Here is a 16306-nt window from a genome sequence, read left to right on the forward strand (position 1 = left end):
GTACAGCTCCCGTACGAGAGCTGTACGGGACAAAGGTCGTGAGGCATACGGGGCGCGTACGGGCACCTGCGTGACGCGTCGAGGCGCGCACGGGGCATGTGCGGCACGGAGGGCGGGGGCGGGGCGGGCCGGTGGGTCCGCCCCGCACGCCGTTCGCACATTTGACCGGTACCCGCGGAGTGCCACTTCGAGAGAACTCTCACTTCTCCCGGCGGGTCGCCCCCCGACAAGTGCTTGAAAACGCACGTGACCAGGGAGAACAGGGTGTCCCGAGGGTCCCGGACGGGGCCACGTCATACGGGCGACGTACCGTATGGGCGTGGGCTCAGGTACCGTGGGAGCCCTACGGACCGGCCTCTCCAAGGAGAGTCCGTTCCGGACCATGAACGCGTGTCAAGACTCTGGGGCCGTCGAGCCCCGTCGTTGAGGGGGTCGAGCCATGGGGCGCGGCCGGGCCAAGGCCAAGCAGACGAAGGTCGCCCGCCAGCTGAAGTACAACAGCGGCGGGACAGATCTCGCACGCCTGGCTGAGGAGCTGGGCGCATCGCCTTCGAACACGTCACCGAATGTCATTGGTGACCCTGTTGAGGACGATGAGCAGGATGACGATCTGTACGCACGGTACGCCGACCTCTATGAGGACGACGATGACGAGGACGGCCAGTCCCCGCCACAACGTCGTGGCGCTTGACCTTGCACTGAACCACCAGCCCGGTCGGTGACTCCGGTCACCGACCGGGTTCTGTGCTGCCCGCCCGCACGGGCGGGCTCCGTACCGGGTGCGCTCCGCGTGCTCGGTGCCTTTCGCATGTCCGCGTGCTCGGGCGTCAGGACGCCCGAGCACAACCGGTCACCCGGCACGCCCGGCTCGCTCAGCCCGCGTAGTCACCCACCAGTTCCGCTCCCGTGGTCCGGTCGCCGCGGCCGGTGACCGCGCCGGCCACCCAGGCGTCCAGCCCCCGGTCGGCCAGTGTGGTCAGCGCCACGTCCGTGGACTCCTCCGGCACGATCGCGATCATGCCGACGCCCATGTTGAGGGTCCGCTCCAGCTCCAGGCGCTCGACCGAACCGGTGCGGCCGACGAGGTCGAAGACCGGGCCCGGGGTCCAGGTGGAGCGGTCCACGACCGCGTGCAGCCCGTCGGGGACGACACGGGCCAGGTTGGCCGCGAGGCCGCCGCCGGTGACGTGGCTGAAGGCGTGCACCTCGGTGGTGCGCATCAGGGCCAGGCAGTCCAGCGAGTAGATCCGGGTGGGCTCCAGGAGCTCCTCGCCGAGGGTGCGGCCCAGGTCGTCGATGTGGCTCTCCAGGGCGAGTCCGGCATGGTTCAGCAGGACGTGCCGGACCAGCGAATACCCGTTCGAGTGAAGTCCGGAGGCGGCCATGGCGATGACCGTGTCGCCCTCGCGGATACGGTCCGGGCCGAGCAGCCGGTCGGCCTCCACGACGCCCGTACCGGCGCCGGCGACGTCGAAGTCGTCCTCGCCCAGCAGGCCCGGGTGCTCGGCCGTCTCACCGCCGACCAGGGCGCAGCCGGCCAGCACACAGCCCTCGGCGATGCCCTTGACGATCGCGGCGACCCGCTCGGGGTGGACCTTGCCGACGCAGATGTAGTCGGTCATGAACAGCGGCTCCGCGCCGCACACCACGATGTCGTCCATCACCATGGCCACCAGGTCGTGGCCGATGGTGTCGTAGACGCCCATCCGGCGGGCGATGTCGACCTTGGTGCCGACGCCGTCCGTGGCGGAGGCGAGCAGGGGACGCTCGTAGTTCTTCAGCGCGGAGACGTCGAAGAGGCCGGCGAAGCCCCCGAGGCCGCCGAGGACCTCGGGACGCCGGGTCTTCCTGACCCACTCCTTCATCAGATCGACCGCTCGGTCGCCCGCGTCGATGTCGACGCCCGCGGTCTTGTAGGACGCCGCCGCGGGGCCGGCGCCAGTGTTCTCAGACATGACTGTGAGAGCCTTCGTCTCGTTGCGGCAGGGCTTACGGGCGGCGGATCGCGTCGACCGCGGCCGGCTCGGCCGTACCGGCGGCCAGCTCGGTCTCCAGCAGCCGCTTGCCGAGGAGCTCCGGGTCGGGCAGATCCATCGGGTACTCGCCGTCGAAGCAGGCCCGGCACAGGTTCGGCTTGGCGATGGTCGTCGCCTCGATCATGCCGTCGAGGGAGATGTACGACAGGGAGTCGGCGCCCAGTGTGGTCCCGATCTCCTCGACGGACATGCCGTTGGCGATGAGTTCGGCGCGGGTCGCGAAGTCGATGCCGAAGAAGCAGGGCCACTTCACGGGCGGCGAGGAGATCCGGATATGCACCTCGGCGGCGCCCGCCTCACGGAGCATGCGGACCAGGGCGCGCTGGGTGTTGCCGCGCACGATCGAGTCGTCGACGACGACCAGGCGCTTGCCCTTGATGACTTCCTTGAGCGGGTTCAGCTTCAGGCGGATGCCGAGCTGCCGGATGGTCTGCGACGGCTGGATGAACGTCCGTCCGACGTACGCGTTCTTGACCAGACCGGCGCCGAAGGGGATGCCGGACGCCTCCGCGTAGCCGATGGCGGCCGGGGTGCCGGACTCCGGTGTCGCTATCACCAGGTCGGCTTCGGCGGGCGCCTCCTTGGCGAGGCGGCGGCCCATCTCCACACGCGACAGATAGACGTTGCGTCCGGCGATGTCGGTGTCCGGGCGGGCCAGGTACACGTACTCGAAAACACAGCCCTTGGGCTTCGCTTCCGCGAACCGGGAGGAGCGCAGGCCGTTCTCGTCGATGGCGACGAACTCGCCCGGCTCGATCTCGCGCACATAGCTGGCGCCGCAGATGTCCAGGGCGGCGGACTCGGAGGCCACCACCCAGCCGCGCTCCAGGCGGCCGAGGACCAGCGGGCGGATGCCCTGCGGGTCGCGGGCCGCGTACAACGTGTTCTCGTCCATGAAGACGAGGCTGAAAGCGCCCTTCACCTGTGGAAGGACCACGTGCGCGGCCTGCTCCACGGTCACCGGTTCGCCGTCGGCGGCGTGCTGGCCGGCCAGCAGGGCGGTGATCAGGTCGGTGTCGTTGGTGACCGCCGCCCTCGGGGCGCGGCCGTTCTCCTTGGGGAGTTCGGCGACCAGCTCGGCGAGCTCCGCCGTGTTGACCAGGTTGCCGTTGTGGCCGAGCGCGATCGATCCCTGCGCGGTGGCACGGAAGGTCGGCTGGGCGTTCTCCCACACGGAGGCGCCGGTGGTCGAGTAGCGGGCGTGACCGACCGCTATATGACCCTGGAGCGAACCGAGCGAGGTCTCGTCGAAGACCTGGGAAACCAGGCCCATGTCCTTGAAGACGAGGATCTGGGAGCCGTTGCTGACCGCGATACCCGCGGATTCCTGGCCCCGATGCTGGAGGGCGTAGAGCCCGAAGTACGTGAGCTTGGCGACCTCTTCGCCCGGAGCCCAGACACCGAAGACGCCGCAGGCGTCCTGGGGGCCCTTCTCTCCAGGGAGCAGGTCGTGGTTGAGTCGTCCGTCACCACGTGGCACGCCACCGAGTGTAGGCGAGATCGAGTGCTGATCCGAATGGGGTACGCGGCCTCAGCCATGGCTCACGTGGTGGCGAAGACCTCGACGGGCTGACCGTTTTCGCTGGTCAGCGTCATGTTCCGGTGATCGGCCCGATGGCTGAGCCTGGTGTCGAAAAGTCTCGGCAGCCGCTTCTCGGCCTTCATGAGTGAGTCTTCGCACACCATTCGGGTCGTGATGGGCGTGCCGACGGTGATATGGCCGTCGCGGACGGTGGCGCCGGCGTTCACCTTGTGGCAGCCGAGGTTCCCGGAGACGGCGCCCTCCTCCCCGTCGAAGGTGGGGTGGGCGCGGCCCTCGGCTTCGGGGGTTTCCCTGTGCGTCGGCCCGTCTCCTCACGTCATCAGCGGCAGGTACGGCCCGAGGTCCGCCCGCTCCCCGCTCGCGCCGACCGTGCCGTCGGCCACCGCGTCCCGCCACGCCGTGCGCCCGGTGGCCAGGCGGAGCCAGGTCAGCGGGTCGGTCTCGACGACGTTGGGAGGGGTGCCCCTGGTGTGCTTCGGCCCCTCCACGCACTGGACAACCGCGTACGGCGGGATCCGCACCTCCGTCGAGCCGCCGGGCGCCTTCGCGGCGAGCGTGTCGGCCAGCATCCGGGTGCACGCGGCCAGGGCCTGACGGTCGTGGGGGATGTCCAGGCCGGGCACGGCGGCGTTCAGGTCGTCGGTGTGGACGACGAGCTCGACGGCACGGGTGACCAGGTGGTCGGTGAGGGCCATGGCATCGGCGCGCATCGCGAGGACGCGGGTGTGCGGGGCGGCGGCGAGGTGCCGGGCCAGGTCTTCCCCGGTGCGGGTGAGCAGGGCGTCGAGGTCGGGGGTCGCCCCGGCGAGGTCCCGGGAGGCCTCGGCGATGGCACCGGCGTGGGCGGCGGTCGCGGAGGGTTGGTCCAGCAGTGCGAGGCCGGGCTTCGCCGGTTCGTCCCGCTCCAGGGCCCGGCCGACGCTCCCGACGGTCAGGGCCAGGTGCGCGACCAGGTCCCGTACGGTCCAGTCGCCGAGGCGGGTGGGCAGCGCGAGCTGCTCGGGGGTGAGGGTCCGGACGGCCGCGCGGACGTTCTCGAACTGGGCCAGTACGGCGGCCCGGGTCCTGGCGGGGTCGTAGGAGCGGGTGCGCTTCTTGGCCGGTGGCATGGCGGCAGCCTATGCGGGGGTGGAGGGGGCCGGGCCGGGGGTGACCGGTGCCGGTTCGGGTGCGTCGAACACCTCGCCGCCCCGGGGGACGCCGACGCCGCGCCAGGTGAACGGGACACCCCGCGCGATGTCCGGGTCGGGGCCGTCCATCAGCTGGAAGTGCAGGTGCGGCTCGGAGGAGTTCCCCGAGTTGCCGCAGTGGGCGAGCACCTGCCCGGCCCGCACCCTGTCGCCCTCGCGGACGGTGAACGAGCCGCGCCGCACGTGCGCGTAGGCGGCGTACGTTCCGTCGCCGAGGTCCAGCACCACGTGGTTGCCGATGATCCGGTGGACCCCGCTCATCTCGCGCACCGGGCCCTCGACGAGCATCAGGTACAGCAGCCCGGGCAGCGAGGCGCGGCTGAGGTGGTCGCGCTGTCCGTCCGAGACGCGGACGACCGTGGCGTCGGCGACCGCCCGCAGCGGGACGCCGAACGCGGGGAAGTCGGCAGGACGGCGGGCGAGCGGCCACAGCGGGGAGAACGCGGGACGGGCGCCCGGCTCGGGCTCGGCGACGATGTCGATGGCGTACGTCTGGCCGTAGGCGTGGACGCCGTGGCTCGGGGTGCGGTCGGCCGGGCTGTTCAGCGCGGACCAGCGGCCGGTCACGGGCGGGGCGACCTCGACCGGCTCACGCGCGACGCGCGGGTGGTCCGGGGCGCCGCCGCCCCACCGGTTGACCACGGTGATCAGGACGTAGGCCAGGAACAGCGGCAGCAGGTTCCACAGGATCGGGTAGCCCCAGCCGAGGCAGATGTGGGCGGTCACCAGGGCGATGAAGCCCAGCTGCAGACCGCGGAAGGTCCTCATGGCGAGTTTGCGTCCGGACATGGTTCCCCCTGGTCGTCATGGGTACGGCGAGCCGATGCGGTGAGCAGGCGCCGTGAGCAGGCGCGGCGAGCAGATGCGGTGAGCAGGCGCGGTGAGCAGACACGTCAGGGCCGTGCCGCGGACAGCAGCACCAGCAGCGGTACGACCCGGCCCGCCGGCACCTCGTGGCGGCCCCGGCCGGTGGTGTGCAGCCAGCCGGCGCCGGTGAGCTGGCGCAGATGGTGGTAGATCTGGCCGGTCGTGCCGACTCCGTCCAGCTCGGCGAGTTCGGCGGCGGTGCGCCGGCCGCCGAGGATCTCGCGGAGCAGCCGCAGCCGGACCGGGTGGCCGAGGGCGGCGAACGCCTCGGCGGCGTCCTGCCAGTCGTCGTTCAGCAGGCCCGGGGTGAGCGCGCCGTGCTGCCACTCGTACTGCTCGCCGGTCGGCAGCCGGACCGCGCCGGTGAACAGCACGCCCCCGTCGACCGCCCTCAGTTCGGTGAGCTGGTTCTTCAGTCCTTCCAGCGCCCAGAAGTCACCCTCGCCCGGGCGGGGGGCGCCGCGGCGCGCCGTCTCCGCCGTCTCCAGTGCGGCGAGCCGACGTTCGAGGTCGGCGACGCGTTCTTCGAGTTCCACGATTTCGAGATTACGTAACTACGTAACCATTGGCAACCCCTTCCGGCCGCGGCCCCCGCTCAACGCCGAAGCCCCCGCCCTGACCCGGGCGGGGGCTTCGTACGGAAAAGGTCGTGCGGAGGGCGTACGGGAAGGGCGGAGCCGGTCAGGCCAGCAGCGCCGGGATCGTCTCCTCGTGGACCGTGCGCAGCTCGTCGAGGGTGAGCGTGAACTCGCCCTGGAGCTCCACCGTGTCCCCGTCGACGACGCCGATGCGCGTCGCCGGGAGACCGCGGACACCGCACATGTCGGTGAAGCGGAGCTCCTCCGAACGCGGCACGGCCACGACCGCGCGGCCGGCCGACTCGGAGAAGAGGAACGTGAACGCGTCGAGCCCGTCCGGCACGACCAGACGCGCGCCCTTGCCGCCGAGCAGCGCCGACTCGACCACGGCCTGGACCAGACCGCCGTCGGACAGGTCGTGCGCGGAGTCGATCATGCCGTCGCGGGAGGCGGAGATCAGGATCTCGCCGAGCAGCCGCTCGCGCTCCAGGTCCACCGCGGGCGGCAGGCCGCCGAGGTGGTCGTGGACGACCTGGGACCAGGCCGAGCCGCCGAACTCCTCACGGGTGTCGCCCAGCAGGTAGATCAGCTGGCCCTCCTCCCGGAAGGCGGCCGGGGTGCGCCGGGCCACGTCGTCGATGACGCCGAGGACCGCGACCACCGGGGTCGGGTGGATGGCGGCCTCGCCGGTCTGATTGTAGAGCGAGACGTTGCCGCCGGTCACCGGGGTGCCGAGCTGCAGGCAGCCGTCGGCCAGGCCGCGCACGGCCTCCGCGAACTGCCACATGACGGCCGGGTCCTCGGGCGAGCCGAAGTTCAGGCAGTCGGAGACGGCGAGGGGCTTCGCGCCGGTCGTCGCCACGTTCCGGTAGGCCTCGGCGAGCGCCAGCTGCGCGCCCGTGTACGGGTCGAGCTTGGCGTACCGGCCGTTGCCGTCGGTGGCGATGGCGACGCCGAGGCCGGTCTCCTCGTCGATCCGGATCATGCCGGAGTCCTCGGGCTGCGCGAGCACGGTGTTGCCCTGCACGAAGTGGTCGTACTGCTGGGTGATCCACTGCTTGGACGCCTGGTTCGGCGAGCCGACGAGCTTCAGGACCTGGTCCTTGAGCTCCTCGGACGTCTGCGGCCGGGGCAGCTTGTTCGCGTCGTCGGCCTGGAGCGCGTCCTGCCAGTCGGGACGGGCGTAGGGGCGCTCGTAGACCGGGCCGTCGTGGGCGACGGTGCGCGGGTCGACGTCGACGATCTTGCCGCCGTGCCAGTAGATCTCCAGGCGGTCGCCGTCGGTGACCTCACCGATGACGGTGGCGATGACGTCCCACTTCTCACAGATCTCGAGGAAGCGGTCGACCTTCTCCGGCTCCACCACCGCGCACATGCGCTCCTGCGACTCGCTCATGAGGATTTCCTCGGGAGACAGGGTCGAGTCGCGCAGCGGTACGTCGTCGAGGGTGACGCGCATGCCGCCGGATCCGTTGGAGGCCAGCTCGGACGTGGCGCAGGACAGGCCGGCCGCGCCGAGGTCCTGGATGCCGACGACCAGCTTCTCGCGGAACGCCTCCAGGGTGCACTCGATGAGGAGCTTCTCCTGGAAGGGGTCGCCGACCTGGACGGCGGGGCGCTTGGAGGGCTTCGCGTCGTCGAAGGTCTCGGAGGCCAGGATGGACGCGCCGCCGATGCCGTCACCGCCGGTGCGGGCGCCGTACAGGATGACCTTGTTGCCCGTGCCGGAAGCCTTGGCGAGGTGGATGTCCTCGTGCCGCATGACGCCGATGGCGCCGGCGTTGACCAGCGGGTTGCCCTGGTAGCAGGCGTCGAAGACGACCTCGCCGCCGATGTTGGGCAGGCCCAGGCAGTTGCCGTAGCCGCCGATTCCGGCGACGACGCCGGGCAGTACGCGCTTGGTGTCCGGGTGGTCGGCGGCGCCGAAGCGCAGCGGGTCCACGACGGCGACCGGGCGGGCGCCCATCGCGATGATGTCGCGGACGATGCCGCCGACGCCGGTCGCGGCGCCCTGGTAGGGCTCGACGTAGGACGGGTGGTTGTGCGACTCGACCTTGAAGGTCACCGCGTAGCCCTGGCCGACGTCGACGACGCCGGCGTTCTCGCCGATGCCGACGAGCATCGCGTCGGACTGCGGGGCCTTCTCGCCGAACTGGCGGAGGTGGACCTTGGAGGACTTGTACGAGCAGTGCTCGGACCACATCACCGAGTACATGGCGAGCTCGGCGCCGGTCGGGCGGCGGCCGAGGATCTCCACCACCCGCTCGTACTCGTCCTTCTTCAGACCGAGTTCGGCCCACGGCAGCTCGACGTCGGGGGTCTCGGCCGCGTGCTCGACCGTGTCCAGAGGCGTCCTGCTCATGCGCTTACCAGCTTCTTGAGGATCGAGGTGAAGAACGGGAGGCCGTCGGTGCGGCCCGTACCGATCAGCGGCTCGACGGCGTGCTCGGGGTGCGGCATCAGGCCGACGACGTTCCCGGCGGCGTTGGTGATGCCGGCGATGTCGTCGAGCGAGCCGTTGGGGTTGCCGTAGCCGTCGGCGGCCTCGCCGTCGGTGGCGTAGCGGAAGGCGACCCGGCCCTCGGCCTCGAGCTCGTCCAGCGTGCGCCGGTCGGCGACGTAGCGGCCGTCCATGTTCTTCAGCGGGATGCTGATCTCCTGCCCGGCGGTGTAGTCGCCGGTCCAGGCGGTGTCCGCGTTCTCCACCCGCAGCTTCTGGTCACGGCAGATGAAGTGCAGATGGTCGTTGCCGAGCATGCCGCCGGGGAGCAGGTGCGCCTCGGTGAGGATCTGGAAACCGTTGCAGATACCGAGGACCGGCAGTCCCGCCTTCGCCTGCTCGATGACGGTGTCCATCACCGGCGAAAAACGGGCAATGGCGCCGGCGCGCAGGTAGTCGCCGTAGGAGAATCCGCCGCAGAGCACCACGGCGTCGACCTGGTGGAGGTTCTTGTCCTTGTGCCACAGGGCGACCGGCTCGGCGCCCGCGAGCCGGATCGCGCGCCGGCTGTCACGGTCGTCGAGGCTGCCCGGGAAAGTGACGACGCCAATACGAGCGGTCACTTCACGGCCTCCGTGACTTCCTCGACCCTGACGGTGAAGTCCTCGATCACGGTGTTGGCGAGGAAGGATTCCGCAAGATCATGGATGCGGGCGAGCACGGCCTCGTCGACCGGCCCGTCAACTTCCAGTTCGAATCGCTTTCCCTGGCGGACGTCCGAGATCCCTTCGAATCCCAACCGCGGCAGTGCGCGCTGCACCGCCTGGCCCTGGGGGTCGAGGATCTCCGGCTTGAGCATGACGTCGACTACGACGCGTGCCACTGGCACTCCCGGTGTGTGGTGCTGAGCAGGTTCCTTCAGACTACCCGCACAAAATTTCTACGCGGGTAGAGTTGGAGGAATCTACGTGACCCCGATCACGATCCGGCAACCATGGGAGGCCTGCGGGAAAAGATCCGGGAAAGATCCACGTTCTGTCACGTATCGCTATTGCGCACAGGACACGCGGGCAGATTTAGTCGAGCTTCACAATGCAATGCCGGGCACTGTACAAATGAATTGTCATTAGCAGATACTTTGCCCGATTACAGGCGGACAGCCGACATCTCGGCGACGCTCCGGCACGACATCACGGACGTCACCACAGAGGTGTCGCACGAAGGGACCGATATTCGTGGCGCAGAAGGTCGTGGTCACTCTCTTTGACGACATCGACGGCTCGGAAGCGGCGGAAACGATCGCCTTCGGACTCGACGGCAAGTCGTACGAGATCGACCTGAACGAGATCAACGCCGACGGACTGCGGAAGGCGCTCGCGCCCTACGTGGAGGCCGGCCGCAAGCGTTCCCGCTCGGGGCGGGCGTACAAGCAGACGGAGATCGCCCCCGATCCGGCGGCCGTGCGCGCCTGGGCCCAGTCGAACCGGATGGACGTCCCCGCGCGCGGGCGGATCCCCAAGCGGGTCTACGAGGCGTTCGCCGCGGCGCGGTGAACGGACCGCGGGGCGGAGGCCGGTCGGGCACAGGGCCGGGCGGCCGTCGTTGCCCGCACGGTGGTTCCGTGGCCCGCGCGGTGGTTCCGTGGCCCGCGCGGTGGGCCGCGGGCCACGACGGCCGGGAGAGCCGGCTACCGACCCCACGGAACAGCCGACTTGCGCAGCACCCCCACTGATCAGCTAGAGTCTGGAACACGCCGAGGGGCAAGGCCGAAAGGCCCAGCTCACGGGGTACATGCGGGTGTAGTTCAGTAGTAGAACATCCCCCTTCCAGGGGGAAGGCGCAGTGTGCAATTCCTGTCACCCGCTCTGCGTAGCCGTACCGATCGGTCGATTCGATCAGGTAGGCTGGTGCTCGCACCGATCGGTGAAAGCCGGTCGGGAGCAATGCGGACGTAGCTCAGTTGGTAGAGCGCAACCTTGCCAAGGTTGAGGTCGCGAGTTCGAACCTCGTCGTCCGCTCGGGAATCAGACCCCGGTCCACCGGACCGGGGTCTTTTCGTGCGCCCGTATCCCCCGTGTACTCAGGCCTCACGTGCCGCTCCGGTCCCACGTGCCACGTACCCCGGCCCCGGGCTCCGCCGGGCATCTGACATTTGTCATGCGCGCCGATGACAGGGCGCACTGCTGTCCGGCCGGTACGACCGGGATGATCGAGGCATGCAAGCGAACGAACACGAACGCGTGATCGAGGTCACCGACCTGCGCCGTGTGTACGGGGGCGGATTCGAGGCCGTGCGCGGGGTCAGTTTCTCCGCCCGGCGCGGGGAGGTCTTCGCGCTGCTCGGCACCAACGGCGCGGGCAAGACCTCCACCGTCGAACTGCTGGAGGGCCTCGCGGTGCCGACCGGCGGACAGGTCAGGATCTTCGGGCACGACCCGTACACCGACCGTGCCGCGGTACGGCCCCGCACCGGCGTGATGCTCCAGGAAGGGGGTTTCCCCTCCGACCTGACCGTCATGGAGACCACCCGGATGTGGGCCGGCTCCGTCAGTGGCGCCCGTCCGCCGCAGGAGGTACTGCCGCTGGTCGGCCTGGCCGGCAAGGACGACGTACGGGTCAAGCAGTTGTCCGGGGGTGAGCGGCGCCGCCTCGACCTGGCCCTCGCGCTGCTCGGCGACCCCGAGGTGCTGTTCCTCGACGAGCCGACGACCGGCCTGGACGCCGAAGGCCGGCGCGACACCTGGCGGTTGGTGCGGGCCCTGCGCGACAACGGCACGACCGTGCTGCTGACCACCCACTACCTGGAAGAGGCCGAGGCGCTGGCCGACCGCCTCGCGATCATGCACAAGGGGCGCATCGCCACCACCGGCACGCCCGCCGAGGTGACCGCCGCGCAGCCGTCCCGGATCACCTTCGAACTGCCCCAGGGCTACCTCCCCGGCGACCTGCCGCCGCTCGACGAGCTGGGCGTGACCGGTCACGAACTGGACGGACGGACCGTCAAGCTGCACACCCGCGAGCTGCAGCGGGCCGCCACCCGCCTGCTGGTGTGGGCCGAGCGGACCGGTCTGGAACTGAAGGGACTGGACGTGCGCTCGGCATCGCTGGAGGAGGCGTTCCTGGGCATAGCCCGTGAGGCCTCCGCGCACGAAACCCCCGACCAGGGGGAGAGCAGCACCACCGGAAAGGAGTACGCGGCATGAGCGGGACGGCCGACACGACCAAGGGGACGGCCGGAGGAACGGCCGGGGAGACGGCCGGAGCAACGGCCGGGGCGGGGAGCGGGCGGAACACCGCGGCCAGCACCCCCATAGGGCGCATGCGGGCCCTCGCCCGCGCCGAGTTGACGCTGCTGGGGCGCAGCAAGGGCACGCTCTTCGCCGCGCTGTTCGTGCCGCTGGTGCTGCCGCTCAGCCTCTACTCGGCGGCCGGACAGATGGACCTCGACGAGGTGGGGCTCAGCATCGGCGCCATGATCCTGCCCGGCGCGATCGGCTTCTCCCTGCTGTTCGCCGTCTACTCGGCGCTCGTCAGCGTCTTCGTCACCCGGCGCGAGGAACTGGTGCTGAAGCGGCTGCGCACCGGCGAACTGCGGGACGTCGAGATCCTGTGCGGGGCCTCGCTGCCGTCCCTCGCGACCGGGCTGGTGCAGTCGCTGGTGCTGGCGGTGGGCTGCGCGCTGCTGCTGGACGTGGCCGCGCCGCAGGCCGTCCACCTGTCCGTGCTGGGGCTGCTGCTGGGCCTGGTGCTGTGCGCGGCGCTCGCCGCGGTCACCGCGGGCTTCACCCGGACCACCGAGAGCGCGCAGGTCACCGCGATGCCGGTGGTCATGATCTCGATGCTGGGCTCCGGGATGGCGGTCCCGCTGGAGGTCCTGCCCGACCGGCTGGCCTCCTTCTGCGAACTGCTGCCCCTCACACCCGCCGTGACCCTGCTGCGCGGCGGCTTCACGGGCAGCCTGTCGGGCTCCGAGACACTGTTCGCCGTGGCGACCGGGGTGGCCTGGGTGCTGCTGGCGGTGTTCGCTGTACGCCGGTGGTTCCGCTGGGAACCGCGACGCTGAGGCACGCGGGCGCGGGCGCGGGCGCGGGCGCGGGAGCACACGAGCACGGAAGCACGCGAGTACAGGAATGCGCGGGCGACGGGAGTACACGGGCGCGAGAACGGCCCGGGGAGCGAGGCGGCGAGAACATGGGCAGGCCGGGCGAGGAGATACGCGGGCCGGGTCGTTGGTGGCGGCGCAAGAGCACCCCGGCGAAGGTGGAGGCGTACACAAGGTGGTCGTTCCACTTCATGGCGCTGTTCGAGTTCATGGTGGCCGGCGGATCGCTGCTCGGACAGCTGGTGCGGGGCGAGCGCGGTGGGGCGGGTGAGCCGGGTCCGACGGTTCTGCTGTTCCTCCTCGTGGCCGGGCACTGCGTGCTCTGCGGCGTGCTCGCCTCACGGTCGCTGGACTGGCACCGCGGGCAGCGGGCCAGGCCGACGCGGCTGCTCTGGGCCGTCGGAACCGCCACCGCGGCCGTCGCGGCGATGACCGTCGTGCTCACCGGCCCCGTCGGCCCTGGCGGGACCGACCGGAGCGTCGACGATGTCGCCTTCGGGACCTTCGTGCTCGTCATGGCCTTCGGTGCGGGAACATCCACGCTCGGCATGCGGAACCAGCGGCGGGTGTTCGCCGGTGTCGCGGGTTCCGCGGCGGGCTCGGGACTGGTGGCCTTCGCCTTCGGCGTACCCGGCGCCGTCGCGCTGGCCACCGCGGTGGTGGTGCTGTTCACCGCCGGATTCCTCACCCTCACCTACGTCCTCTCGCTCTGGCTGCTCAACGTCGTCCACGAACTCGACGAGGCCCGCGAGACCCGTACCCGGCTCGCCGTCGCGGAGGAGCGGCTGCGGTTCGGCAGGGACCTGCACGACGTCATGGGCCGCAACCTCGCCGTGATCGCCCTGAAGAGCGAGCTGGCCGTCCAGCTGGCCCAGCGCGAACGGCCGGAGGCGGTGACGCAGATGGTCGAGGTCCAGCGGCTGGCGCACGAGACCCAGCGGGAGGTGCGCGAGGTCGTACGCGGCTACCGCGAGGCCGACCTGAGCAGCGAACTCGCGGGCGCGAAGGGCGTGCTGACCGCGGCCGGCATCGACTGCACGGTCACCGGCCCCGCGGTCGGGCTCCCGGCGCAGGTGCAGTCCGCGCTGGGCTGGGTGGTACGGGAAGCGGCGACCAACGTGCTGCGGCACGGTGACCCGCGCTGGTGCGCGGTGGAGGTACGGGTGCTGGAGGAGCGTGCGGTGCTGACGGTGGAGAACGACGGGGCACCGGACGGCTCCGACGCCGACGGGCCGGGCCGGGGATCCGGCCTCATCGGGCTGCGCGAGCGGCTGGCGGAGATCGGCGGCACGCTGCGGGCCGGGCCCGCCGGGGACGGACGGTTCCTGCTGACGGCGGAGGTCTCGTTGCCGTCAGCAGCGGGGGCGGAAGCAGGGGTGGAAGCGGGGACGGACCTGGACTCACGGGACTCGGACGTGTCTCCGAGCGTGGTGGAGTCCGATCGGTTCCGTATCGCGGGAACCAGAAGCGAGGTCACGCCGTGACGACACCGTCCCCCTCCCTTTCCCCGCCCCCGCCCCTCCGGCTGCTCCTCGCCGACGACGAACATCTGATCCGGGGGGCCCTCGCCGCCCTGCTGTCGCTGGAGGACGACCTCCTGATCGTCGCCGAGGCGGCCACCGGCCCGGAGGCGCTGGCGATGGCACGGGCGCACGCCCCCGACGTCGCCGTACTGGATCTGCAGATGCCCGGCGCCGACGGTGTGAAGGTCGCCACATCCCTGCGGGCGGAACTCCCCGGCTGCCGCGTGCTGATCGTGACCAGTCACGGACGTCCCGGGCATCTGAAGCGGGCCCTCGCTGCGGGGGTGCGCGGCTTCGTCCCCAAGACCGTCAGCGCACAGCGCCTCGCGGAGATCATCCGTACCGTGCACGCGGGAAACCGTTACGTGGATCCCGAGTTGGCGGCCGACGCGATCGCCGCCGGTGACTCGCCGCTGACCGCGCGTGAGGCCGAGGTGCTGGAACTCGCGGCCGACGGGGCACCGGTGGCGGAGATCGCGGAGCGGGCCGCGCTGTCCCAGGGGACCGTGCGGAACTATCTGTCGTCCGCCGCCACGAAACTCGGTGCGGAGAACCGCCACGCCGCGGTACGACTCGCGCGTGAACGAGGTTGGGTATAGTTGTTCTCGCGCCACGGCGCATGCGGACGTAGCTCAGTTGGTAGAGCGCAACCTTGCCAAGGTTGAGGTCGCGAGTTCGAACCTCGTCGTCCGCTCGGGCAGCAGGAAGACCCCGGTCCATCGGACCGGGGTCTTCCTCGTACACGCCCGGCGTGAGGACCCGGCACCCGCCGGGCCCCCTGCCCCGGGCCCGGGCCTCAGCTCCAGCTCATGCCGGTCAAACGCTCGTACGCCTCCACGTACTTCGCCCGGGTCGCGTCCACCACGTACTGCGGCAGCGCCGGCGGGGGCTGCTCACTCGCCCGGTCCCAGCCCGACTCGGCGGAGGTCAGCCAGTCCCGCACGTACTGCTTGTCGTACGACGGCTGCGCGCGGCCCGGCTCCCACTGCTCGGCCGGCCAGAAACGGGAGGAGTCCGGGGTGAGCACCTCGTCCGCGACCACCAGCGTGTCGCCGTCGAAGCCGAACTCGAACTTGGTGTCCGCGAGGATGATCCCCCGTTCCCGGGCGATGTCGCGGGCCCGCGTGTACGCGGCGAGGGTGGCCTGCCGCAGCTGCGCCGCGGTGTCGGCGCCGACCTGGCGGGCGACCTCCTCGTAGGAGACGTTCTCGTCGTGCTCGCCGACGGCGGCCTTGGTGGCCGGGGTGAAGATCGGGCCGGGCAGTTCCGACCCGTCCACCAGTCCTTCGGGGAGTGCCAGGCCGCAGACCGTACGGGACTCCTGGTACTCGGCGAGACCCGAGCCGGTGAGGTAGCCGCGGGCCACGCACTCCACGGGGGCCATCCGCAGCGACTTGCAGACCAGGGTGCGGCCCGCCCAGTCGGCGGGGGCACCCATGGGAAGTTCGGTGCTCAGGACGTGGTGCGGGACCAGGTCGGCGAGCTGGTCGAACCACCAGAGGGAGAGCTGGGTGAGAACCCTGCCCTTGTCCGGGATCTCGGTCGGCAGCACCCAGTCGTAGGCGGAGATGCGGTCACTGGCGACCATCACGAGGTCGCCCGCCTCATTCCGGTACAGCTCGCGCACCTTTCCGGTGTGCAGATGCACCAGACCCGGAACCTGGATCGGCTCGGGCTTCTCGACGAATCCGGACACGGTTCCTCCGCGTGGTTCGGACCAACAGGGCACCCGCGGGGCTCGCACTAGGTGGGGTGGGAGACGGCGGGACAAGTACCTCCGATTGTCCCGTACGGGCGCTCGCCCCCGCTGGTCGGGGCGGTTGCGGCGGGTCGGGGCGGGGCAGAGGCCGTCGGGCGGCGCCAGCGGCCGGTGGGGCGGCGACGGCGGCCGGGCGACGGCGCGGTCGGACAACAACGGCGGTGGGCGACGGCGGTGGGACGCCAGCGGTCGATCGGACGACGGCGCGGTCGGACGACAACGGTCGGGCGGGCGGCGACAGCGGTGGGGCGGCGACAGCGGCGGGCAA

15 protein-coding genes, 3 tRNA genes and 1 pseudogene are annotated in these 16306 nt (G+C 70.9%); 9 read left to right on the forward strand and 10 right to left on the reverse strand.

Going from position 1 to position 16306, the window contains the following annotated elements:
* The first annotated feature begins 439 nt into the window (after window positions 1-439).
* Window positions 440-691: a DUF3073 domain-containing protein gene (locus V4Y04_RS17700; protein WP_055604344.1), complete on the forward strand. Its 252-nt coding sequence runs from the start codon at window positions 440-442 to the stop codon at window positions 689-691.
* 181 nt (window positions 692-872) lie between these two features.
* Here the strand turns inward: V4Y04_RS17700 and purM are convergent, their stop codons facing one another.
* From purM to purS, 9 genes and pseudogenes are all read right to left on the reverse strand, one after another.
* The gene (gene purM, locus V4Y04_RS17705) at window positions 873-1955 is read right to left on the reverse strand and encodes a phosphoribosylformylglycinamidine cyclo-ligase (protein ID WP_332429125.1); all 1083 of its coding nucleotides are present in this window, start codon (window positions 1953-1955) and stop codon (window positions 873-875) included.
* A gap of 34 nt (window positions 1956-1989) precedes the next feature.
* On the reverse strand, window positions 1990-3516 hold the full coding sequence (gene purF / locus V4Y04_RS17710; protein ID WP_332429127.1) for an amidophosphoribosyltransferase: 1527 nt from the start codon (window positions 3514-3516) through the stop codon (window positions 1990-1992).
* Between the two features lie 62 nt (window positions 3517-3578).
* Window positions 3579-3842 (reverse strand): annotated as a pseudogene (locus V4Y04_RS17715) (META domain-containing protein); the annotation flags it as partial.
* 48 nt (window positions 3843-3890) lie between these two features.
* Entirely contained in the window at window positions 3891-4688 is a 798-nt protein-coding gene (locus V4Y04_RS17720; RefSeq protein ID WP_332429130.1) for a maleylpyruvate isomerase family mycothiol-dependent enzyme, read from the reverse strand.
* A 9-nt stretch (window positions 4689-4697) separates the two neighbouring features.
* Entirely contained in the window at window positions 4698-5558 is an 861-nt protein-coding gene (locus V4Y04_RS17725; protein ID WP_332429132.1) for a M23 family metallopeptidase, read from the reverse strand.
* A gap of 104 nt (window positions 5559-5662) precedes the next feature.
* A complete protein-coding gene (locus V4Y04_RS17730) occupies window positions 5663-6172 on the reverse strand; it encodes an ArsR/SmtB family transcription factor (RefSeq protein WP_332429134.1) in 510 nt (169 codons plus the stop codon).
* 145 nt (window positions 6173-6317) lie between these two features.
* Window positions 6318-8576, reverse strand: a complete 2259-nt coding sequence (purL, locus tag V4Y04_RS17735) for a phosphoribosylformylglycinamidine synthase subunit PurL (RefSeq protein WP_332429136.1) — start codon at window positions 8574-8576, stop codon at window positions 6318-6320.
* On the reverse strand, window positions 8573-9277 hold the full coding sequence (purQ, locus tag V4Y04_RS17740) for a phosphoribosylformylglycinamidine synthase subunit PurQ (RefSeq protein ID WP_332429138.1): 705 nt from the start codon (window positions 9275-9277) through the stop codon (window positions 8573-8575). The genes purL and purQ overlap by 4 nt, the downstream gene beginning before the upstream one ends.
* Window positions 9274-9537 carry a phosphoribosylformylglycinamidine synthase subunit PurS gene (purS, locus tag V4Y04_RS17745; RefSeq protein WP_326753587.1) on the reverse strand — a complete coding sequence of 88 codons (264 nt, stop codon included), beginning with the start codon at window positions 9535-9537 and terminating at the stop codon, window positions 9274-9276. Before purS ends, purQ begins: the two co-directional genes overlap by 4 nt.
* A gap of 352 nt (window positions 9538-9889) precedes the next feature.
* On the opposite strand from purS, the gene V4Y04_RS17750 reads away from it, so the two are divergent.
* The 8 genes from V4Y04_RS17750 to V4Y04_RS17785 all read left to right on the forward strand — a co-directional run bounded on the left by V4Y04_RS17750 (window position 9890) and on the right by V4Y04_RS17785 (window position 14973).
* Entirely contained in the window at window positions 9890-10207 is a 318-nt protein-coding gene (locus tag V4Y04_RS17750; RefSeq protein WP_332429142.1) for a histone-like nucleoid-structuring protein Lsr2, read from the forward strand.
* A gap of 240 nt (window positions 10208-10447) precedes the next feature.
* Window positions 10448-10519, forward strand: a tRNA-Gly gene (locus V4Y04_RS17755).
* 80 nt (window positions 10520-10599) lie between these two features.
* Window positions 10600-10672, forward strand: a tRNA-Gly gene (locus V4Y04_RS17760).
* Between the two features lie 198 nt (window positions 10673-10870).
* A complete protein-coding gene (locus V4Y04_RS17765) occupies window positions 10871-11857 on the forward strand; it encodes an ABC transporter ATP-binding protein (RefSeq protein WP_332429144.1) in 987 nt (328 codons plus the stop codon).
* A gap of 116 nt (window positions 11858-11973) precedes the next feature.
* Window positions 11974-12717 carry an ABC transporter permease gene (locus V4Y04_RS17770; RefSeq protein WP_332432889.1) on the forward strand — a complete coding sequence of 248 codons (744 nt, stop codon included), beginning with the start codon at window positions 11974-11976 and terminating at the stop codon, window positions 12715-12717.
* Window positions 12718-12866: 149 nt separating this feature from the next.
* Complete coding sequence (locus V4Y04_RS17775; RefSeq protein WP_332432891.1) at window positions 12867-14240, forward strand: sensor histidine kinase; 1374 nt, start codon at window positions 12867-12869, stop codon at window positions 14238-14240.
* Complete coding sequence (locus V4Y04_RS17780) at window positions 14237-14878, forward strand: response regulator transcription factor (RefSeq protein WP_332429146.1); 642 nt, start codon at window positions 14237-14239, stop codon at window positions 14876-14878. The genes V4Y04_RS17775 and V4Y04_RS17780 overlap by 4 nt, the downstream gene beginning before the upstream one ends.
* 22 nt (window positions 14879-14900) lie before the next feature.
* Window positions 14901-14973, forward strand: a tRNA-Gly gene (locus tag V4Y04_RS17785).
* A gap of 102 nt (window positions 14974-15075) precedes the next feature.
* Here V4Y04_RS17785 and V4Y04_RS17790 read toward each other — a convergent pair.
* Window positions 15076-15975, reverse strand: a complete 900-nt coding sequence (locus V4Y04_RS17790) for a phosphoribosylaminoimidazolesuccinocarboxamide synthase (protein WP_332429148.1) — start codon at window positions 15973-15975, stop codon at window positions 15076-15078.
* Between the last annotated feature and the right edge of the window lie 331 nt (window positions 15976-16306).

Origin of the sequence: Streptomyces sp. P9-A2, assembly GCF_036634175.1 — a bacterium.
Classification (GTDB): Bacteria; Actinomycetota; Actinomycetes; order Streptomycetales; family Streptomycetaceae; genus Streptomyces; species Streptomyces pratens.